22 protein-coding genes and 1 tRNA gene are annotated in these 20,734 nt (G+C 64.6%); 11 read left to right on the top strand and 12 right to left on the bottom strand.

All coding sequences use genetic code 11. The features are described 5' to 3' along the window. Positions 1-114: 114 nt before the first annotated feature. Complete coding sequence (locus tag P9220_RS13425; protein WP_309765300.1) at positions 115-567, bottom strand: PA2169 family four-helix-bundle protein; 453 nt, start codon at positions 565-567, stop codon at positions 115-117. A 186-nt stretch (positions 568-753) separates the two neighbouring features. On the opposite strand from P9220_RS13425, the gene P9220_RS13420 reads away from it, so the two are divergent. Further along, positions 754-993 (top strand): hypothetical protein, encoded by a 240-nt coding sequence (locus tag P9220_RS13420; RefSeq protein WP_309765299.1) that lies wholly within the window; start codon positions 754-756, stop codon positions 991-993. A 66-nt stretch (positions 994-1,059) separates the two neighbouring features. Here P9220_RS13420 and P9220_RS13415 read toward each other — a convergent pair whose 3' ends face one another. The 7 genes from P9220_RS13415 to P9220_RS13385 form a co-directional block, all read right to left on the bottom strand. Continuing rightward, on the bottom strand, positions 1,060-1,635 hold the full coding sequence (locus P9220_RS13415; protein ID WP_309765298.1) for a hypothetical protein: 576 nt from the start codon (positions 1,633-1,635) through the stop codon (positions 1,060-1,062). 64 nt (positions 1,636-1,699) lie between these two features. Further along, entirely contained in the window at positions 1,700-2,074 is a 375-nt protein-coding gene (locus tag P9220_RS13410; protein WP_309765297.1) for a DUF1488 domain-containing protein, read from the bottom strand. Further along, positions 2,071-2,619 (bottom strand): DUF4142 domain-containing protein, encoded by a 549-nt coding sequence (locus P9220_RS13405; RefSeq protein ID WP_309765296.1) that lies wholly within the window; start codon positions 2,617-2,619, stop codon positions 2,071-2,073. The genes P9220_RS13410 and P9220_RS13405 overlap by 4 nt, the downstream gene beginning before the upstream one ends. A gap of 39 nt (positions 2,620-2,658) precedes the next feature. Beyond that, positions 2,659-3,210, bottom strand: a complete 552-nt coding sequence (locus P9220_RS13400) for a type 1 glutamine amidotransferase domain-containing protein (protein WP_309765295.1) — start codon at positions 3,208-3,210, stop codon at positions 2,659-2,661. Between the two features lie 192 nt (positions 3,211-3,402). Continuing rightward, positions 3,403-4,770 (bottom strand): MFS transporter, encoded by a 1,368-nt coding sequence (locus P9220_RS13395; RefSeq protein WP_309765294.1) that lies wholly within the window; start codon positions 4,768-4,770, stop codon positions 3,403-3,405. A 111-nt stretch (positions 4,771-4,881) separates the two neighbouring features. Beyond that, positions 4,882-5,385 carry a YbhB/YbcL family Raf kinase inhibitor-like protein gene (locus P9220_RS13390; protein WP_309765293.1) on the bottom strand — a complete coding sequence of 168 codons (504 nt, stop codon included), beginning with the start codon at positions 5,383-5,385 and terminating at the stop codon, positions 4,882-4,884. Between the two features lie 167 nt (positions 5,386-5,552). After that, positions 5,553-5,951: a hypothetical protein gene (locus P9220_RS13385; protein WP_309765292.1), complete on the bottom strand. Its 399-nt coding sequence runs from the start codon at positions 5,949-5,951 to the stop codon at positions 5,553-5,555. 131 nt (positions 5,952-6,082) lie between these two features. On the opposite strand from P9220_RS13385, the gene P9220_RS13380 reads away from it, so the two are divergent. After that, positions 6,083-6,772: a TetR/AcrR family transcriptional regulator gene (locus P9220_RS13380; RefSeq protein ID WP_309765291.1), complete on the top strand. Its 690-nt coding sequence runs from the start codon at positions 6,083-6,085 to the stop codon at positions 6,770-6,772. 60 nt (positions 6,773-6,832) lie between these two features. On the opposite strand, the gene P9220_RS13375 is transcribed toward P9220_RS13380, so the two are convergent. Next, the gene (locus P9220_RS13375) at positions 6,833-7,690 is read right to left on the bottom strand and encodes a shikimate dehydrogenase (RefSeq protein WP_309765290.1); all 858 of its coding nucleotides are present in this window, start codon (positions 7,688-7,690) and stop codon (positions 6,833-6,835) included. 267 nt (positions 7,691-7,957) lie between these two features. Between P9220_RS13375 and P9220_RS13370 the strand changes: the two genes are divergently transcribed. Continuing rightward, a complete protein-coding gene (locus P9220_RS13370) occupies positions 7,958-9,856 on the top strand; it encodes a TIM barrel protein (protein WP_309765495.1) in 1,899 nt (632 codons plus the stop codon). Between the two features lie 102 nt (positions 9,857-9,958). Next, positions 9,959-10,123 carry a hypothetical protein gene (locus P9220_RS13365; protein ID WP_309765289.1) on the top strand — a complete coding sequence of 55 codons (165 nt, stop codon included), beginning with the start codon at positions 9,959-9,961 and terminating at the stop codon, positions 10,121-10,123. On the opposite strand, the gene P9220_RS13360 is transcribed toward P9220_RS13365, so the two are convergent. Continuing rightward, the gene (locus P9220_RS13360; RefSeq protein ID WP_309765288.1) at positions 10,107-10,412 is read right to left on the bottom strand and encodes a hypothetical protein; all 306 of its coding nucleotides are present in this window, start codon (positions 10,410-10,412) and stop codon (positions 10,107-10,109) included. The two genes, P9220_RS13365 and P9220_RS13360, sit on opposite strands and share 17 nt — an antisense overlap. Before the next feature lie 136 nt (positions 10,413-10,548). Between P9220_RS13360 and P9220_RS13355 the strand changes: the two genes are divergently transcribed. The 3 genes from P9220_RS13355 to P9220_RS13345 all read left to right on the top strand — a co-directional run bounded on the left by P9220_RS13355 (position 10,549) and on the right by P9220_RS13345 (position 12,311). After that, a tRNA-Arg gene (locus tag P9220_RS13355) sits at positions 10,549-10,623 on the top strand. A 141-nt stretch (positions 10,624-10,764) separates the two neighbouring features. Beyond that, a complete protein-coding gene (locus P9220_RS13350; RefSeq protein ID WP_309765287.1) occupies positions 10,765-11,568 on the top strand; it encodes a hypothetical protein in 804 nt (267 codons plus the stop codon). An 8-nt stretch (positions 11,569-11,576) separates the two neighbouring features. Continuing rightward, positions 11,577-12,311, top strand: a complete 735-nt coding sequence (locus P9220_RS13345) for a methyltransferase domain-containing protein (RefSeq protein ID WP_309765286.1) — start codon at positions 11,577-11,579, stop codon at positions 12,309-12,311. Between the two features lie 33 nt (positions 12,312-12,344). Here the strand turns inward: P9220_RS13345 and P9220_RS13340 are convergent, their stop codons facing one another. Then, positions 12,345-12,527, bottom strand: a complete 183-nt coding sequence (locus P9220_RS13340) for a rubredoxin (RefSeq protein WP_309765285.1) — start codon at positions 12,525-12,527, stop codon at positions 12,345-12,347. Positions 12,528-12,695: 168 nt separating this feature from the next. Here P9220_RS13340 and P9220_RS13335 point away from each other — a divergent pair, with 168 nt between their 5' ends. From P9220_RS13335 to parC, 4 genes are all read left to right on the top strand, one after another. Beyond that, entirely contained in the window at positions 12,696-13,106 is a 411-nt protein-coding gene (locus P9220_RS13335; protein ID WP_309765284.1) for a DUF4399 domain-containing protein, read from the top strand. 144 nt (positions 13,107-13,250) lie between these two features. Then, complete coding sequence (locus tag P9220_RS13330) at positions 13,251-15,185, top strand: ATP-binding cassette domain-containing protein (protein WP_309765283.1); 1,935 nt, start codon at positions 13,251-13,253, stop codon at positions 15,183-15,185. Between the two features lie 270 nt (positions 15,186-15,455). Continuing rightward, the gene (locus P9220_RS13325; protein ID WP_309765494.1) at positions 15,456-17,435 is read left to right on the top strand and encodes a DNA topoisomerase IV subunit B; all 1,980 of its coding nucleotides are present in this window, start codon (positions 15,456-15,458) and stop codon (positions 17,433-17,435) included. Positions 17,436-17,472: 37 nt separating this feature from the next. Continuing rightward, entirely contained in the window at positions 17,473-19,791 is a 2,319-nt protein-coding gene (parC, locus tag P9220_RS13320) for a DNA topoisomerase IV subunit A (RefSeq protein WP_309765282.1), read from the top strand. A gap of 144 nt (positions 19,792-19,935) precedes the next feature. Here the strand turns inward: parC and P9220_RS13315 are convergent, their stop codons facing one another. Further along, a complete protein-coding gene (locus P9220_RS13315; RefSeq protein WP_309765281.1) occupies positions 19,936-20,733 on the bottom strand; it encodes a hypothetical protein in 798 nt (265 codons plus the stop codon). Between the last annotated feature and the right edge of the window lies 1 nt (position 20,734).

Here is a 20,734-nt window from a genome sequence, read left to right as displayed (position 1 = left end):
GTTTTTATTCGATGACGCGGCGCATCGTCGCCCAACAAAAACGCCGCCCGAAGGCGGCGCAGCGATGCTCGCAACGCGTCATGCCGGCGCGGGGCCGGCATGCGTCGCGATGACTTACGACTTCGCGGCTGCGTACTGATCGCGCAGATCGCGGATGCGATCGTGGTTCTCGATGACACCCTGATACTGGCGTTCGACGACCGCGCGGACATCGGCCGGCAGGTCCTTTTCGAGCGCCTGGCGATAGTTCTTCTTCGCAGCGTCTTCACCGCGCTCGCATTCGGCGAGGACCGCGTGATCGCTGTGGCCGCTGACGGCGGACTTTACATCGACCCAGCCGCGATGCAACGCGCCGGAAACCGAACCGCCGGTTTCGGGCTTGCCGCCCAGACGCTGCACGAGGTCTTGCAGTTCGATCGCGCCTTGCGCGCACGCTTCCGCGCGGTTCTGGAACAACAGCTTGAGACTCGGATCGCGCGTATCTTCGGCGGCCTTGAGGAAACCCTTCTCTCCGTCCTTCGAGGTTTCGATGAGATCGTTGAGTACCGATACGACGTTCGTGCTCATAGGGATACCTCCTTTTGTTAGCGAATTGGTTCGAGCGCTGCGTCCCCTCGGGGATGCGCCTGCGCTTCCTGTCGCACGACGCGTGCCCGGATCACGGCCTTGCGCGCGGCATGTGACTTGCTGGTTCCGCGCACCAGACGCCCGTCCACGCAGGACGGCGCAAGGACAAGGCAACAGGAGAATCGAATGAAAGTGCTGAATGCGCTCGCGAATCGCGAGTTTCTTGTGCTGGTGGCGATCGTCGTATCGGCGCTGACGTTGCATGTCCGCGAGCAGGTCGTCGACCGTCCAGCCGTGGCGCACGCGAACTACACGCTCATGTGCGAACCTTCCGCGCCGCCGACGAAGAAAGCGAAGCTGCAATCCGCGGAATGCGACGTGCCGGCCGGCGCGCATCCGCCCGGCGCCGAGCGTCCCTGGGTGTGACGCGATAAAAGAGCCCCGAACCTTGGCGGTTCGGGGCTCGATCTGGGATTGCCTATCCGATGGGCCTCACGCGCGCGGCTGCGCGAATTCCTTCACGGGTTGCGGCGGCTTCAGCGGGTCGAAGTCGCTCCAGCGTCCTTGCTTCCAGCGGCCGGACGCGCGTTCGATATCGAGCCCGCCCGCTTCGCGCAAAATCGACGCCGCGCGGTCGTGCGTTTCCGGCGACACATGCACGGCGACGAGCACGCCCGACGTGCGCGTCGGTTCTTCCGCCTGCATCGGGGCGTCCGGCTTCTTCTTCGTATGCGACATCGCGCCCGCGAGCGAGCCGATATACGCGCCGACACCGGCCGCCACCACCGACACGAACAGCGGCGCCTTGAAGACGGCGAAAATCGCCGCGCCGATGATCGCGCCGATGACCGCGCCGATCGTCACGCCCTTGCCAGCGCCTTTCGGTGCGGCGCCCGCGCCCTTGTCCGTATGCACGTCGCCGCCGATGGGAAACCGCGCATGCTGTCCGCTCGGATTGACGAAGAAGAGCGTCACGTCTTCTTCCACGAAGCCGTCTGCGAAGAGCCGTTGCGCGGCCGTTTCGGCGGCGGGAAAAGTCTCGAATCGGCCGGCGATGATCAGGGACATGTTCCCTCCTTTTGAGATGTGAATGGCGTGGAATCGGCGAGCGTTGCTCGCTGTGTGAACGGCATCATTCGGGTTCCAGTCCCGCGACGCGGAAGAGTCCGCTGCGCAGCACGACGGGCTGGCCGCCGTTGTCGTCGAGCGCTTCTGCGCAGACTGCGCGAATGCGCGCCGCGCCGTTTTCGAACGCAGGCATCAGATCTTCTTCACGTGGCGATGCCGCGCCGAAGTGATCTTCGAGCGCTTCCGCGCTGATCGAACAGACGACTGCCTCGCCGTCGACGAGCGCGGTGAAATGAACTGCGAGGTCGTCGCCGTCGAACACGGGGCGTTCTTCCGAAAACGTGATGTGCATGGTCGAGTCCTCATAAGCCGGTCGGGGACCGGCGGGCGCGCGAACGGGCAGGCCGCCCGCGCAATCGGTGTTGAGCCGGGCGGTCATGGCGCGGACTTGGTCCTGGCGAGCTGCTGCGCCATCGCATAGTGATGGCGGATGATCGGCAGCGCCTTCGCGGCGGCGGCCTTCAGCGCGGCATCGTTGCCGCTTTCGCTTTCCTTCGCGAAAAGTTCGACGGCCTTCTGATGCGCGGCCAGCGCGACCTTTTCAATATAGGCCTTGTCGAAGTCCGCGCCCTCGAGATTTTGCAGGCTGCCGACGACCGACGAGTCCGAAGCCGGCGGCGTCGTGATGCCGTGGCGCTTCGCGATCACATCGAGGTTGCGTGCGAGCTTCGTATGATCGGCGATCATTCGCTGTGCGAAGTCCTTCACCTGCTTGTCGGCCGATCGCGCGAGCGCGAGCTTGCTCGCGGCGATTTCCGTCGCGCTCGCGGCGCCGGCGTCCTGAATGAACTGCTGATCGACGGTCGAGACCTTCTGCGTCTGCATCTTGCCCGCGCCGTTCTGAGCCTGCGCAGGTGCGAGCGCCGGGAGCGTGGCGAACGCGGCAAATGCGAGGGCGATGAAGCACGATGAAACGCGTGGCATCGGCGGGCTCCGGTGGTCGTGTCGGTTCGATCGGCGCGATCAGGCGGCGTTCGCCTTGCCGAGCGCCTCGATCAGCGCGTTGTTGAATGCTGGCAGATCGTCGGGCTTGCGGCTCGTGATAAGATTGCCGTCGATCTGCACTTCCTGATCCACCCACGTGCCGCCCGCGTTGCGCACATCGTCTTGCAGGCTCGGCCAGCTCGTGATGGTGCGCCCGGCGATGATCCCCGCCGAGATCGGCAGCCAGCCGCCATGACAGATCACCGCGATGGGCTTTTGCGCCTGATCGGCTTCCTTCACGAAGGCTTGCGCTTTCGCGTCGAGGCGGATTGCATCGCCATTGACGACGCCGCCCGGCAGCACGACCGCATCGTATTCGGCGGCGGTGGCTTCATCGAACGTGCGGTCGACCGGCACGGCATCGCCCTTGTCGACATGCCTGAAGCCCTGAATCTGTCCCGGCTTCTGCGAGATGACGTCGACTTGCGCGCCGGCTTCCTTCAGCGCACGCTGCGGTTCCACGAGTTCCGCCTGCTCGAATCCATCGACGGCGAGAATCGCTACCTTGCGGCCGTTGAGGGAACTTGCCATGAACACACCTCCTTTTCGATGCACGTTCGGACTTCCGCGCGGCGAGAAGATCGCCTGCGGATCGATGTCCGAACGGCAGCAAGGTGTGTGCCCAGCGATGGCCGGGACTTCGGCGATGCAGATGCGGCCCGACGGGCGCGCGTGTCCGCAGCGTCGCGCGCGAGGCAGACGGCCAGTCGCCGAACCGGGATGTCAGGCAGGCTCGACGCGTCGCTTGCCCGTCAGCCTCAACAAGCTCACCACGGCCGCCGCCGCCGCGAACACGGCCGCGAGCGACAGCGCGATGACTGCGCCGCGTTGCGGCTCCACGCCGAAGATCAGCGCGACGAGCGCCGCGCCCACCGTCTGACCGGTGAGGCGCGCGGTGCCGAGCATGCCGCTCGCGCCGCCGCTGCGATGACGCGGCGCCGAGGAAAGCATCTGCCGGTTGTTCGGCGACTGGAAGAGGCCGAAGCCGAGCCCGCAGATCGCCATGCGCCATCCCACGTCGAGCGGTGTCGGATGCGCGCCGACGGTCGCGAGCAGAACGAGTCCAACGGTCAGGATCGCGAGGCCGATGCCGCCGAGCAATCCGGCGGAGTAACGGTCGGCGAGCATGCCGGCTATCGGCGCGACGAAGACGATCACGAGCGGCCACGGCGTCATCAGAAAGCCGGTCTCGACCTGGCTCATGCCGAAGCCGTTCTGCAGCAGGAAAGGCAGCGAAACGAACGCCAGCATTTGCGCGCAGAACGAACAGACCGACGTGCCGACCGACAGCGCGAACACCGGAATGCGCAAGAGATCGACCGGCAGCAGCGGCGCGCTCTGCGTGAGTTGCCGGCGCACGAAGAAGTAGCCGATGACCACTGTGGCGACGAATTCGGCGATCACATAGGGCCGATGCTCGCCGTGCCCGAGTCCGTCGATGGCCACGATCGCGATGCCGAAGAAAAGCGCATTCATCACCGCGCTCACGTAGTCGTAGGGCTGGCGATGTCCCGGCGTGCGCGGCAGCGCCTTTGCGCCGATGACGAGCGCGGCAATGCCGATCGGCACGTTGATCGCAAAGAGCCACGGCCACGGCGCGATGGCGAGCACGCCGGATGCGACCGTCGGTCCGATCACCGATGAGATGGCGACCACCGACGCGTTGATGCTCACGCCGCGCCCGAGCAGCTTTTGCGGATAGATCATGCGGACGATCGCGGTGTTCACGCTCATGATGCCTGCCGCGCCGAAGCCCTGGACGACGCGCGCGACCGTCAGCGCGACGAGCGATCCCGACAGCGCACACGCCAGCGACGACACCGTGAAAAGCGCAAGCCCCGCCATGTACACGCGCCGATAGCCGATGCGATCGCCGAGCGATGCGAGCGGCAGCAGCGAGATCGTGATCGCGAGCTGATATGCGTTGACGACCCAGATGGAATCGGCGGGGGAGGCCGAGAGATTGCGCGCGATGGTCGGCAGCGCGACGTTGGCGATGGCGCCGTCGAGCACCGCGAGCGTGATGCCGAGCGCGACGACGGCGATCGCCCAATATCGTTGGGGGACGGGAAGGCCTTGGTCGGAATCCATCGGAGGGCGGTGAGTGGCGGGCGGCGCATTCTATGACGCGCCGTTTTCAAATCGCTTGTGACGCGATCGGCGCGGCCACGGATTCTGCCGTGGCGCGCGCCTCGGTTCACTTCACTTCAATTCGTAGAGACCGGTGTAGGTCGCCGAATCGATCTCGTTCAGATGCGTCATGAAGCGCGCCACCGCGTTCGTCGCGTTGGGATCGAGCGGGAGGTTCTCGGCTTCGAGCGCGTGGATGCGGAAGATGTAGCGATGCGGCTTGTCGCCACGCGGAGGCGCCGCGCCGCCGAAGCCGACCGTGCCGTAATCGTTGCGAAGCTGCAGCGCGCCGGCGGGCAGCAGGCTGCCGTCGCCCTTGCCCGCGTTGCGCGGCAGCGAGCGGACATCGGCGGGGATGTTGACGACGATCCAGTGCCAGAAGCCGCTGCCCGTAGGCGCGTCGGGATCGTAGACGGTGAGCGCGAAGCTTTTCGTTTCGGCGGGCGGATCGGACCACTGCAGCGCCGGGGAGATGTTTTCGCCCGACGCGCCGAAGGCTTGCTGATCGAATTCATGTGCGCGGGTCAGGAAGCCATTCGCCGGAAATTCGTCGGACCAGATGCGGAAATCAGCCATGAGAGTCATGCCTCCTTATGAGCTTCGAATGAGCGATGCGGTCTCTGCCAACCCGGCGCGCGAACAAAGTCAGCACGGCTGACGACGAGTACGCAAGGGACCGCAATAGCCGGTCGAGTGTAGCATCCGCCCCTCAATTCGAGCACGCACGCGTGGGCGCTTATTCCCTAGCGCGTCACTTCGTCGATGCCGCGATCCAGCGCGGGGCACGCCTCGTCGATTTCCTTCTTGTACTCGGCCGGATTGCTCGTCTTCAGCTTGTCGAAGCGATCGACGGTCGCCTGTGCCTGCTTGTATCCGAGCGCCCATTCCGCGTCGAAATCGGGCGCGTCGCGGAAATTCGCGCGCGCGGCGTCCTTGAAGTGAGCGATCTTCGCTGCATCGATATGACAGACATCCGCCGCGCCACGCGCGATGTTCGCGCTCGTCATCACGCCTTCGGCGGCCAGAAGTTGCGGCGACGATGGATGGCCGGGCGGCAGTTGCGTCTGTGCCGCAACGGGCAGCGCGGAAGCGGCGAGGGCGGAAAACACGAGCGATACGGCGATGACTTTGGCGTGCGGCATGCGATGAACCGTGACGTTGAGGGGATCGAAAAAGTATAGATGAAGCCCCTGAAAACCCTCGTGCGCATGGGCCCGGAAGCTCGGGACCCCCATGCTAGAATCGTTCCCCACCGCCGTTCTCAGACACAACAATGAAAAAAGGAAGCAAGGCCGCGACGCCCGCCAGTGCTGCGCCCTCGTCGACCGGGTCGGAAGGGCGGCGCAAGTACGATCCTCTGGAAACCAAACGCAATATCCTCGACATCGCCACGCAGGAATTTTCGGCGATGGGCCTGACGGGCGCGCGCGTCGATGCCATCGCGGAGCGCACGAACACCACCAAGCGCATGCTGTACTACTACTTCGGCAGCAAGGAAGGGCTGTACGAAGCGGTGCTGGAACAGGTCTACGGCGACATCCGCGCGCTCGAACAGGAGCTTCATCTGGCGGAGATGGACCCCGAAGAAGCGTTGCGCGAATTCATCGGCTTCACGTTCGATTACCACGACAGGCACCGCGATTTCGTGCGCCTCGTGACCATCGAGAACGTGCATTCGGCGAAGTACATCGAGCAGTCGAAGACCTTCAAGGCGCGCAATTCGACCGTGGTGAAGACCATCGAGGATCTCATCGCGCGGGGCGTCGAAGCGGGGCGCTTTCGCGATGACGTCGATCCCATCGATCTGCATCTGATGATCAGCTCGTTCTGTTTTCATCGCGTGGCGAACCGGCATACGTGGAGCGCGGCGTTCGGGCGCGATCCGTCCGGTCCGCGCTCACGGGCGCGGCATCGCGAGATGATCATCGACGCCGTGCTGTGCTTCATGCGTCGCGACGACTAAAAAAACGGCGGCTCTCTTGCGAGACCGCCGTTTTTTCATGGCGTCGATGAACGCAGCGGATCAGGCTTCGAGCAAGCGCTGAAAATGCGCGAACATGCGCTCGGCATCCGGTTCGCGGCCGGTGAAGATGCGCAGCGCATCGACAGCCTGACACACCGCCATGCCGCCGCCACTGACCGTTTTGCAGCCGAGCGCCTTCGCCGCCTTGAGGAGTTCGGTCTCCAGCGGGAAATAGACGATTTCCGCGACCCACAGGTCCTCGTGCAGAAACTCGGCCGGCAACGGCAGGCCGGGCAGCTTCGCCATGCCAGTCGGCGTCGCGTGAATGAGGCCGTTCCCGGCGCGCAGCGTCTCGCGCAGATCGCCGCCGCTCGTCACTTCACGATCAGGAAAGCGCGCCGCCAGTTCCTGCGCCAGCGACGATGCCCGCGCCTCGTCGGAATCGAACAGCGTGAGCGCGCGTGCGCCCATCGTCAGCGCGGCATGCGCCACGGCCGCGCCCGCGCCGCCCGCGCCGAGCTGCACCACGCGATCGAGCGGGGCATCGGGCAGACCGCGCTGGAACGCGCGCGCAAAGCCCGACCAGTCCGTGTTGTAGCCGATGCGCTTGCCGTCCTTCAGCACGACCGTGTTCACCGCGCCGAGCGCGCGCGCGTCGGGGTCGAGATCGTCGAGCAGGGGGATCACACTTTGCTTGCACGGATACGTGATGTTCAGGCCGTCGTAACCCATGCGTTCGGCTGTTTGAAGGAGATCGGGCAGCGCCGATGGTTCGAGCTCGAGCGCCTGCAGATCGATGCGTCGATACACGTAGTTCAGCCCGAGGAGGCGGCCTTCCTCCTCGTGCATCGCGGGCGTGAGCGAACCGCCGATGCCCGAGCCGATCAGTCCGATGAGGTATGAAGTTTTGCTGGTCATGCGAGCTGCTCCCGCGAAAGAAGCCAGGCGACAGCGCCTAGCGTACAGCAGAAATTGAAGGCGCGATGCTGCATCGCGACAGAACGGAAGAACGCAGTGTGACCGCTGGAGCAATTGCTGTCCGTCCGTACTTGTACCGATTTTGTACGGTCTAGTTAGTTTGTTATTCTGCCGCACAATGACGTGGAATGCGTGCGCAGCGCCTACACTGAATCGATTGATCCCGCATCACACCGAATGCAACGAGGAGGCAGCATGCTGCGTTCAATTCCCACATCCATCGCGACCGTGTCCATCAGCGGGACGCTCGTCGAAAAACTGAAGGCGATTCGCGCGGCGGGCTTCGATGGCGTCGAGATATTCGAGAACGATCTTCTCTACTTCGACGGCACGCCCGCCGATGTCCGGCGCATTTGCGGCGACCTCGGCCTCGGCATCTACCTGTTCCAGCCGTTTCGCGATTTCGAGGGCGTGAATCCCGACCGCTTCGCCAGGAACGTCGAGCGCGTGAAGCGCAAATTCGACCTGATGCACGAGCTCGGCGCGGACCGCATGCTTGCGTGCAGCAACGTGTCGCCGGAGACGATCGCTGACGATGCGCTGATCGTCGATCAGCTCGGCGCGCTCGCGCGGCTCGCCGAGCAAGCGGGCGTCGTCGTCGGCTATGAGGCGCTGGCGTGGGGGCGGCACGTCAATTCGTACAAGCATGCGTGGCGTCTCGTCGATGCCGTGAATCATCCGAGCCTGGGCCTCGTGCTCGACAGCTTCCATACGCTTTGCATCCGCGATTCCGTCGATGAAATCGCTGCGATTCCGGGCGATCGCATCGCGTTCGTGCAGATCGCGGATGCGCCCGTCCTCGCGATGGACGTGCTCGAATGGAGCCGCCACTATCGGTGCTTTCCGGGGCAGGGCGCCTTCGATGTCGCGGGTTTCACCGCGCGCGTGCTCGAAGCGGGCTACACCGGCCCGCTGTCGCTCGAAATCTTCAACGACGGCTTTCGCGCCGCGCCGACGGCGATCACGGCGGCGGACGGGCATCGCTCGCTGCGCTTTCTCGAGGAACAGACGCGCGCCCTCATGGGCGACAACGCGCCCGCCGCGCTTTTCGATCCCCCCGCGCCGCCCGAGCATATCGGCTTCCAGTTTCTCGAATTCGCCGTCGACGATACGACGCGCGAGCATGTCGCCGGCTGGCTCGGCAAGCTCGGCTTCAGACTCGCGGGCCGGCATCGCTCGAAGGATGTGACGCTGTATCGCCACGGCGCGGGGTCGATCGTGCTGAACGCCGAAGCCGATTCGTTCGCGAGCGCGTTCTATCAGCAGCATGGCTTGTCGCTGTGCGCGTCGGCGTTTCATGTCGACGATGCGAAGCTTGCCTTCGAACGCGCCGCCGCCTACGGCTCGAAGCCGTTCTCGGGGCAGGTCGGGCCGAACGAGCGCGTCGTGCCGGGTGTGCAGTCGCCGGACGGCAGTCTCGATTATTTCGTCGATGAAGCCCCCGGCGCGCCGACGCTATGGGAATCCGATTTCGTCCTGACCGATATCGACGGCCCGTACGAAGTGGGGCCGCTATCGCGCATCGACCATGTGTGCCTGTCGCTGCCTGCCGAAGCGCTCGATACGTGGGTGCTGTTTTTCCGGAGTGCATTCGGGTTCGAAACGGAGCCGGGCGTGCTCGTACCGGACCCGTATGGCCTCGTGCGCAGCCGTGCGGTGCGCAGCCGCGACGGTTCGGTGCGCATCGCGCTGAACGCATCGGTCGATCGATATACGGCGGTGGGCGAATCGCTGTCGATGTATCGCGGCTCGGGGCTGAATCACGTTGCGTTCAGCACGCCCGATATCTTCGATGCGATCCCGCGCCTCGTCGCCGATGGCGTCGCCTTCCTGCGCATTCCGCGCAACTACTACGACGATCTCGCCGCGCGTTACGGCCTGCCCGACGAGCAGATCGACGCGATGCGCGAGCACAACATCCTCTATGACCGCGACGAGCGCGGCGGCGAGTTCTTCCATGCTTACACGGAGCAACTCGATCAGCGCTTCTTTCTTGAAGTGATCGAGCGGCGCGGCGGTTATGACGGCTACGGCGCGGCGAACGCGGCGGTGCGTCTTGCGGCGCATGCGCAGCAGCAGCGCGCGCGCCAGGAGGCGGCCGTCTAGGGGGATGGCGGCGATGGCGGCGATCAGGGCGATTCCGGACGGTCGTGCGCGGCGCGCGTGACTATCATGAAGTCATGGGGCAATCGATAGCGGGAGGCCGCCATGACGGATTTGACCAGCATCCTCGTCGGCATTGCGGGACTGGCCGCGCTCGGCATCGTGCTGTTCGCGCAGGACTGGCGGATGGACGACCGGCGGCGCGAGCCGATGCACGCACGGGCGCGGCGTCATCCGCTGCGCGACTGGTGGCTCAGGCATCGGCATTGACCTGAGCCGCTTCCATGGCGACGGGCTCATCGTCGCGCACCGCGGACGCGGCCTCGAACACATCGATATAAAGATAAAGCCGATGCACGGTCTGAATCTGCGTCGGCGAAAGGTGTGTCCGGCGCGTGATGGCGGCGAGCCGGTCGCGCCAGTACGAGAGCGGCAGCAACGGACCGCCGAGATCGCAGGACAACGAACGGCGCATCACCCTCTGAAGGTGCGCCAGGTCCTGGTCTGCCAGCAACGCGGAGAATGCGCCGTGCGGCTTCATGTGGGGAATGGAGTCCATTACTCCGATGGCGGCATCGCGCGGCAAGACTTGATAGGAAGAAACCCTTAATCCGCGTGCGGCAGACCGATGCCGATTGCCGGGAGCGTTTGCTATACTCTGCGCTCTCGCCAGTTCTGGCGAGTCGCACGGTCCGCTCCCCGTAGTTCAATGGATAGAACGAGTGCCTCCTAAGCGCTAGATGCAGGTTCGATTCCTGCCGGGGGGACCACCAGGCAAGCAACGCAGCAACTCCCACAAGCTGTTGACCCTCCTTCCGGCGCTTGCTGTGCGCGCCGCGTCCTTGCACGCTCCGACCCGATTCCCTCCATAATGCGACGACTCCTCATCGCGCCTGCCGGCTCATGCCTCGATGACCGAAATCGAATCCGCGGTGCTCGTGTTCGTCCTGCTGCTCGCCAGCACCGGCATCGGCGCGATGGTGCGGCCGCTCCTGCCCGAGGAGCACAAGGCGCAGGAGACGGTGCAACTGGTCCAGTTGCTCGTCGGCATGCTCGTGACGTTCGCGGCGCTCGTGCTCGGACTTCTGACGGCATCGGCGAAAACGGTTTTCGATACTACCGATAACGACGTGCGCAGCTATGCCGCCGCGATCATCGAACTCGATCACACGATGCGCGACTACGGCGCGGAACTCGCCGAGACCCGCGCGCTGCTGCGCGCGTACACCGCGGCGGCGGTCGCGAGCACGTGGCCCGGCGAAACGCCGCCGGCGGGCGATGACTATCCGAAAGTGGAATCCTCGCCGCATGCGAGCGGCAAGCTCGCGAGCCGCGCGCTCGGCGACATGCTCTCGCGCGGGCAACGTCAGGTGCGGCTGCTCGAACCCGCCGATGCGTATCATCGCAAGCTCGCCGACGAGGCCGCCACGCGCTTCGATCAACTGATCGCGCTGCGCTGGAAGCTGATCGAGGAAGCGCACGGCTCGATCTCGTATCCGTTCGATCGCATTCTCGTCGGCTGGCTGCTCATCATCTTTCTGTGCTTCGGACTGATCGCGCCGCGCAACGCGCTGTCCCTCGTGACGATCACGCTCGGCGCGCTGTCGATCGCGTCCGCCGTGCTCGTGATCCTCGATCTCGATACGCCATTCTCCGGGCCGATCATGGTCCACAGCCAGCCGATGCGCGAAGCGTTCGCTTATCAAAGCCGGTGACGTCCTCCATGCCTTACTCCGACCCGCGCATCGTCGCGCTCTACGACGCGCTCAACCCCGCGGGTCCCGATACCGCGTTCTATCTCGCGCTCGCCGGATCGGCGCGGCATGTCGTCGATCTCGGCTGCGGCACGGGGCTGCTCGCATGTGAACTGGCGGAGCGCGGCTATCGCGTGACGGGCATCGATCCGTCGCGGGAGATGCTGCGTATCGCGCGTCGAAGGGCGGGCGGCGATCGCGTGAACTGGATCGAAGGCGATGCCGGCGCGCTGCCGTTCGCCGGCGCGGCGGACCTGCTCGTGATGACGGGCCACGTCGCGCAGATTTTTCTCGACGATGCCTCGCTGCTCGCGACGCTCATGGCCGCGCGGCGCGCACTGCGGCCGGGCGGGCGCATTGCGTTCGAGAGCCGCAATCCTGCTGCGAGGGCGTGGGAGGACTGGACGCCTGATCGCTCGCGAAGGCGCATCGCCGCAGCCGATGGGCGCATCGTCGACGTGTGGCAGGAGCGGCATGCGGCTCCGGACCCGGACGCGACAGGCCGCGTCGCCTTCACGACGCACTATCGCTTTTGCGCGGACGGCGAGACCTTGCGCGCCGACAGCGAACTGCGGTTGCGCGCCCGGGACGAACTCGCGCGCTTGCTGACGCAGGCGGGATTCGCACACATCGAGTGGTACGGGGACTGGAATCGCGCGCCGGTGGAGGCAACGAGCCGCGAGTTGATCGCGGTGGCGCGCTAGGGGAGGCGTCGCGCATGGGCGACGCCCGTGACGTCAGAACTCGACGACGACGAAATCTTCCTTGCCGACGTCGCATTCCGGACAGCGCCAGTCGGCGGGGATATCGGCGAAACGCGTGCCCGGCGCGATGCCTTCGTTCGGCAGGCCGTCTTGCTCGCTATAGACCCAGCCGCAAATCAGGCACACCCAGCTTTTGTATTCGATGACTTCGCTCACGACAAACTCTTGATCTGAAATGGAAACAGGCCGCCCGCGCCTTGCATCGGCGCGGCATCCGGCGACCCGGCATCTTACCCGAATCGGCGGACGCGTTCCCGATGCGTCACCCGCCGGGCGGTGTATCCTTGGTCGCGGTTTGTGCCTGCCATCGACCAGGAGAATACGATGCTCAAGAACACGCTTTCCGCCGCCGCGCTGTCGGGCGCGCTCGCGCTCGGCGCTTTCTCTCACGCGGCTCACGCGCAATCGCACGTCGGTTTCGTCGAGCCGAAGGACGGCGCGACCGTCACCAGCCCGGTGCATGTGAGGTTCGCCGTCGAGGGCATGAAAATCGAGCCGGCCGGCACGATGACCGACGGCACCGGCCACCATCACCTGCTCATCGATAGCGGCCCGCTGCCCAAGGGCACGGTGATTCCCGCCAGCGACACCTCCCTGCACTACGGCAAGGGCCAGACCGAGGCCGATGTCAGGCTGCCGCCCGGCGACCACACGCTGACGATGCAGTTCGGCGACGGCGCGCATCGCTCGTATGGACCGGAGATGGCGCAGACGATCAAGGTTCACGTGAAGTAGCGAGCGGAGCATCGGCCGTTCGGCCAACGCGCGGAGGACCGGCCGAACGCGCCGGTCAACATCGGTACAATGGCCGCTTCCACGGTATCGCCATTGCTGGCCTATCGTTCACTGCTAGTTCACCGTCCGTTCGCATTCATCCCCATGTCGCTTTATTCCATCTCGGACGCACAGCTTGCGTTCGGCCACGTCGCATTGCTGGATCACGCGGACTTCTCGCTCGAAGCGGGCGAGCGCGTCGGGTTGATCGGCCGCAACGGCGCGGGCAAGTCGTCGCTGCTCAAGATCGTCGCGGGGCTCGCCGCGCCCGACGATGGCCTCGTCACGCGCCAGAACGAACTGACGACCGTCTATGTGCCCCAGGAGCCGGAATTCGATCTCGATGCCTCCGTGTTCGATGTCGTCGCCTCCGGCCTCACCGATGCGCGTTCGCTGCTCGACGAATACGACAGCGTCGCGCATCGTCTCGCGGATACGCCCGAAGGCGCGGAGCACGATGCGCTGCTTGCACGCATGAACGCGCTGCAGTCCGCACTCGATACGCGCGACGCGTGGAACTGGCGCACGCGCGTCTCGACGACGCTCGCGCAGATCGGCCTCGACGGCGAGGCGCGTGCGGGCTCGCTCTCCGGCGGCATGAGAAAGCGCGTCGCGCTGGCGCGGGCGCTCGTCGTGCAGCCCGACGTGTTGCTGCTGGACGAGCCGACCAACCATCTCGACTTCGAAGGCATCCGCTGGCTGGAAGAACTGCTCGTGACCTTGCGCACGGGCCTGCTTTTCATCACGCACGATCGCGCATTCCTGGATCGTGTGGCGACGCGCATCGTCGAACTGGATCGCGGGCGTCTCCTGTCGTATCCGGGCAATTTCAGCGCGTATCAGATTCGCAAGGCGCAGCAGCTCGAAGTCGAACAGGTGGAGCAGGCCAAGTTCGACAAGCTGCTCGCGCAGGAAGAAGTGTGGATTCGCAAGGGCGTGGAGGCGCGGCGCACGCGCAGCGTCGGGCGCATCGCGCGGCTCGTCGAAATGCGCAAGGAACGCGCCGATCGCCGCAGCGTGCAGGGCAACGTGAAGCTCGACGTCGGGCAGGGCGAGAAGTCCGGCAAGATCGTCGCCGAACTCACCGATGTCACCAAGCGCTACGGCGGGCGGAGCATCGTCGACAGCTTCACGGCCACTGTCATGCGCGGCGACAAGATCGGCCTCGTCGGGCCGAACGGTGCGGGCAAGACCACGCTGCTCAAGCTCATTCTCGGCGAACTTCAGCCCGACGCAGGCGGTGTTCGCATCGGCACGAACATCCAGACGGCGTATTTCGATCAGATGCGCGCCCAGCTCGATCTCGACAAATCGCTCGCGGACACCATCAGCCCGGGCAGCGAATGGGTCGAGGTGAACGGCGTGAAGAAGCATGTGATGAGCTATCTCGGCGACTTCCTGTTCGCGCCGGAACGCGCGCGTTCGCCGGTGCGGTCGCTGTCGGGCGGCGAGCGCAATCGCCTGTTGCTCGCGCGGCTTTTTGCGCGTCCCGCGAACGTGCTCGTGCTCGACGAGCCGACCAACGACCTCGATATCCCCACGCTCGAGCTGCTCGAAGAACTGCTCGCGGACTACGACGGCACCGTGCTGCTCGTGAGCCACGACCGCGCGTTTCTCGACAACGTGGTGACCTCGGTGTTCGCGGCGGAGGGCGGCGGGAAGTGGCGCGAGTATGTCGGCGGCTTCTCGGACTGGCAAATCCAGCGCGAACGTTCGGATCGCATCGCCGAAGAAGCGGCGCGGCAAAGCGCGAAGGAAGCCCCGAGGGACGATGCGCCCAAGGAAAGCGCAGCGGGCCGCAACGCGCAGCGCACGGTCAAGCTGTCGTTCAAGGAACAGCGCGAGCTCGAGGCGCTGCCCGGCCGCATCGCGGAACTGGAAGAGGAGCAGAAGCGCATCGGCGCGCAGCTCGAAGACGGCTCCATCTTCGCGAAGGACGCGAAGGAAGGCGCGCGGCTTTCGGAGCGGCATGCGGCCATCGAAGAGGAACTGCTCGTCGCGCTGGAGCGCTGGGAAGAGCTGGAAGCGAAGCGCACTTGAGCGGGCTTGCACGGCTTCGGGGCCGCCGTCAAGATGGGCGCGGCCCGCGAAAACCGCTATTCTCCTAGCGCGGCGCGGCAAGCGTTCGCGGCAATGTCCGCGTGGCGCCGGCTTCGCCAGGCACTTCCCGAGCATTCGATCAAGCATTCCCCGGCATCCGGGCAGACGCGCAGTGAACGTTCCCGCGCGTCGGTTCGGTGCCGGGACCAACGTTCAGCTATGTCCACGAAAAAATCCAGTGCGGCCGAAGCAGTTTCCAGCAAGCGCGCGATGAGCGCGAAGGCGGCCGGTTACAGCGAAGCATCGATCAAGGTGCTCAAAGGGCTCGAGCCGGTCAAGCAGCGGCCGGGCATGTACACGCGCACCGAGAACCCGCTGCACATCATTCAGGAAGTGATCGACAACGCCTCCGACGAAGCGCTCGGCGGCTACGGCAAGCAGATCACCGTCACGCTGCATGCGGACAACTCCGTGTCCGTCGAGGACGATGGCCGCGGCATTCCGTTCGGCCTGCATCCCGAGGAAGGCGTGCCCGTCGTCGAGATCGTGTACACGCGCCTGCATGCGGGCGGCAAGTTCGACAAGGCCGCTGGCGGCGCCTATACGTTTTCGGGCGGCCTGCATGGCGTCGGCGTATCGGTGACGAACGCGCTCGCCACGCGCCTCGAAGTCACCGTCTGGCGCGACAACAAGTGCGCGCAACTCGCGTTCGCCAACGGCGATGTCATCGAGCCGCTCACCGTGCGCCCGGCCGAACGCGGCGCGAAGAAGACCGGCACGCGCGTGCGCGCCTGGCCGAACGCGAAATATTTCGACTCCCCGAACCTGCCGCTCGGCGAACTGCAGCGCCTGCTTCGCTCGAAGGCGGTGCTGCTGCCGGGCGTCGAAGTGGCGCTCGTCATCGAGAAAAGCGGCGAGCGTCAGACGTGGAAGTACGAAGACGGCCTGCGCGGCTATCTGCTCGAAGGCATGGGCGGCGGCGAACTGCTGATTCCGCTTTTCGAGGGCGAACGCTACGCCGAAAGCTCGAAGAACACCGAGGAAACCTTCGCGGAAGGCGAAGGCGCGTCGTGGGTTGTCGCGTGGAGCGAGGAAGGGCCGCTCTTGCGCGAATCGTATGTGAACCTCATCCCGACGCCCGCGGGCGGCACGCACGAATCCGGCTTGCGCGACGGCCTCTTTCAGGCGGTGAAGAACTTCGTCGAGATTCACAATCTGCAGCCGAAGGGCGTGAAGCTGCTCGCGGAAGACGTGTTCGCGCGCGTGTCGTTCGTGCTGTCGGCGAAGGTGCTCGATCCGCAGTTTCAAGGGCAGATCAAGGAACGCCTCAATAGCCGCGATGCGGTGAAGCTCGTGTCGTCGTTCTCGCGGCCGGCGCTGGAATTGTGGCTCAATCAGCACGTCGAGTACGGCAAGAAGCTCGCGGAACTCGTCATCCGCCAGGCGCAGGCGCGCACGCGTGCCGGCCAGAAGGTCGAGAAGCGCAAGAGCTCGGGCGTGGCGGTGCTGCCCGGCAAGCTGACCGATTGCGAATCGACGGATATTTCGCGCAACGAACTCTTCCTCGTCGAGGGCGATTCGGCGGGCGGGTCCGCGAAGATGGGCCGCGACAAGGAGTTCCAGGCCATTCTCCCGTTGCGCGGCAAGGTGCTGAACACGTGGGAAACCGAGCGCGACCGGCTCTTCGCGAACAACGAAGTGCATGACATTGCGGTGGCGATCGGCGTCGATCCGCACGGTCCCGACGATCAGATCGACTTGTCGAATCTGCGTTACGGGAAGATCTGCATCCTGTCGGACGCGGACGTCGACGGCGCGCACATTCAGGTGCTCCTGCTCACGCTGTTCTTCAAGCATTTCCCGCAATTGATCGAACGCGGCCATGTCTGCGTTGCGCGCCCGCCGCTCTTTCGCGTCGATGCTCCCGCGCGCGGCAAGAAGCCCGCGCAGAAGCTCTATGCGCTCGACGAAGGCGAACTCGAAGCGATCCTCGACAAGCTGCGCAAGGACAACGTGCGCGAGACGCAATGGAGCATCAGCCGCTTCAAGGGCCTGGGTGAAATGAGCGCGGAACAGCTCTGGGACACGACGATGAACCCCGACACGCGGCGTCTGATGCCTGTCGGCCTGGGCGATCTCGGCTTCGATCTCACGGTGTCGCGCATGACGATGCTGATGGGCAAGGGCGAAGCGGCCTCGCGCCGAAGCTGGCTCGAAGAGAAGGGCAACGAAGTCGAAGCGGATATCTGACGCTTAAACGACGCAACGCTTCAAGAACGGAAATTCGATGGGAATCACAGACGATCTCTTCGCCGAGCAGACCGCACCGGACGGCGAACAACTGACGCTCGGCGATTACGCCGAACGCGCGTATCTCGACTATGCGGTGAGCGTGGTCAAGGGCCGCGCGCTGCCCGACGTATCGGACGGGCAAAAGCCCGTGCAGCGCCGCATTCTCTACGCGATGAGCGAAATGGGCCTCGCGAGTACGGCCAAGCCGGTGAAATCGGCGCGCGTGGTCGGCGACGTGCTCGGCAAGTATCACCCGCACGGCGATCAATCGGCGTACGACGCGCTCGTGCGTCTCGCGCAGGACTTCTCGATGCGCTATCCGCTCATCGACGGGCAGGGCAACTTCGGCTCGCGCGACGGCGACGGCGCCGCGGCCATGCGATACACCGAGGCGCGCCTCACGCCGATCGCGCGCCTTTTGCTCGACGAAATCGATCAGGGCACGGTCGACTTCATGCCGAACTACGACGGTTCGTTCGAAGAGCCGAAGCTCCTGCCCGCGCGCTTGCCGTTTCTGCTGCTCAACGGCGCATCGGGGATTGCGGTCGGTCTCGCGACGGAGATTCCGTCGCACAACCTGCGCGAAGTCGCGACGGCTGCCGTCGCCATGATTCGCGATCCGAAGCTCGGTCATGCGGCGGTCATGGAAAAGCTCAACGGTCCCGACTTTCCGGGCGGCGGGCAGATCATCTCGTCGCAGGCGGAAATCTCCGCTGCGTATGAAAGCGGGCGGGGCAGTCTCAAGGTGCGCGCGCGCTGGAAGATCGAGGACCTCGCGCGCGGTCAGTGGCAACTCGTCATCACCGAATTGCCGCCGAATACTTCGGGCCAGAAGGTGCTCGAAGAGATCGAGGAACTGACGAATCCCAAGATCAAGCTCGGCAAGAAGACGCTCACGCCCGACCAGTTGCAGACGAAGCAGACGCTGCTCGGCCTGCTGGATACGGTGCGCGACGAGTCCGGCAAGGATGCGCCGGTGCGCCTCGTGTTCGAGCCGAAGTCGAGCCGTATCGACCAGACGGAGTTCGTCAATTCGCTGCTCGCGCATACGAGCCTGGAGTCGAACGCGGCGATCAATCTCGTGATGATCGGCGCGGATGGCCGGCCGCGTCAGAAGGGCATCGTCGAGATCCTGCACGAGTGGATCGGCTTCCGATTCGTGACGGTGACGCGCCGCACGCAGCATCGGTTGAACAAGGTGAACGACCGCATCCATATTCTCGAAGGGCGAATGATCGTCTTCCTGAATATTGATGAAGTCATTCGCATCATTCGCGAGGCCGAGGAGCCGAAGCAGGCGCTGATTGCGCGGTTCAAGCTCTCGGACCGGCAGGCCGAGGATATTCTCGAGATCCGCTTGCGTCAGCTGGCGCGGCTGGAGGCAATCAAGATCGAGCAGGAACTGTCCGATCTGCGCGACGAGAAGACGAAGCTCGAGGAACTGCTCAACAGCGACGCGGCGATGAAGCGCCTGCTCATCAAGGAGATCGAGGCGGATGCGAAGCAGTATGGCGACGATCGGCGCACGCTGATTCAGCAGGCCACCCGCGCCACCTTCGAAGCGCGTGTCGTCGATGAGCCGGTGACGGTCGTCGTGTCACAGCGGGGCTGGGTGCGCGCGCTGAAGGGACACGGGCTGGACCCCGCGGGCTTCACGTTCAAGGCCGGCGACAGTCTCTATGCGGCGTTCCAGGCGCGCACGCCGGATACGCTCGTCGCGTGGGGCAGCAATGGGCGCGTGTATTCGGTGCCGGTCGCGGCGCTGCCGGGTGGGCGCGGTGATGGCGTGCCGGTGACGTCGCTGATCGAGCTGGGATCGGGCACGCACTTGCTGCATTATTTCGCGGCATCGGCGGATCAGCAGTTGCTGCTGGCGTCGAGCAATGGCTTCGGCTTTATCGCGAAGATCGGCGATATGGTGAGCCGCGTGAAGGCGGGCAAGGCGTTCATGACTATCGACGAGGGCGCGACGCCGCTTGCGCCGATGCCGGTCGTGCCGGGCGCGAGTCATGTCGCGTGCCTGTCGAGCATGGGCCGCCTGCTCGTGTTCGGCATGGACGAGATGAAGACGCTGTCGGGCGGCGGGCGTGGCGTCACGCTGATGGCGCTGGATCCGAAGGAGACTTTGCGACAGGCGTTGGCGATCGATGCGCGCGGCGTCGTGCTGACGGGGGCGGGGCGCGGCGGGAAGGTGAGGGACGAGAAGCTCGCGGGGGCGCAGTTGCAACTGCATCTTGGCAAGCGGGCGAGGAAGGGGCGCGCGCCGGATACGTCGTTGAAGGTAAGTGAGATGCGGCCGGTGTTTGAGGGGTAGTGACGAGGCGCCCCGCAGTGACAGTCTGCGGGGCGTGCTTGCATCTCGGTCGCGATTGTGGAACGACGCGCACCGCGTTATGGCGGCTAGATGGAAGGCACTTATCGACCCGAATGGGAGAGGGCGCGATTAACAAGCAGTGGCTCAGGACGTCTCGCGATAGAGACCGCGCCACATCCACTGTGCGTCGGCAAATCTCGCGCCGTCAGGACCGGATCTTCCCGCGCCCAACACTGCTTGCGGAAAATTAGAACCTGCGCGTACGACTTGCTTGTCGATCTCGTTAAGCGTCGTCCAACCTTCCCACCATCCCGTTTCCGGGCACAGCATGCCACTGCGCAAGTTCATGTAGCCGTATTTCTGACGCTTGGCCTGATTACGTTGCTCGAGTTCGTCCGGGGTCAGCGGTCTACGATGTATTGCGATCTGTCGCAGATTGACGGCACTTTGCAGGTTCTTGAAATCCGGGCCATCGTGGGCGTTTAGCCCGAGATAGTCGATGCTGACGTACACCTCGAAATGTGAATCAGGAGATTGCGGAACGCGGTAAATCAGGGTCACCAGATCCGGATTTCCATTGGGAACCACGTTAGGATTGAAGAATTGGTTCTTCTCTTCACGCCGGCCGTCGATAATCTCCCCTCGCACCGCTCTGCGAAGTCCTAAATAGCTTTCGAAGCTCTCTTTGGGTATGTTCGTATCAAGCGCCGGTTCGACCTTGAGTGTGAAAGAAGTCGGCGTATCACTCGTGACAGTCGATTCGAACGAGATAGATGCGAAATCGGGAAAATAATCCTGAGACCGAGTAATCCCAAAAACGTCATCTTGCTCCGGTTGACCGAAGGAGCGACGTATCGCTTCTGATCCGGTCCGACCGTTTATCCAGTCTAGGGCCAACCTGAACCATTCAATAATCGTGTGCTGTTGTTCTGGACTAGCCATG

This window comes from Caballeronia sp. LZ016 (genome assembly GCF_031450805.1).
Lineage (GTDB): Bacteria > Pseudomonadota > Gammaproteobacteria > Burkholderiales > Burkholderiaceae > Caballeronia.
This window is presented reverse-complemented; position numbering and strand designations above follow the sequence as displayed.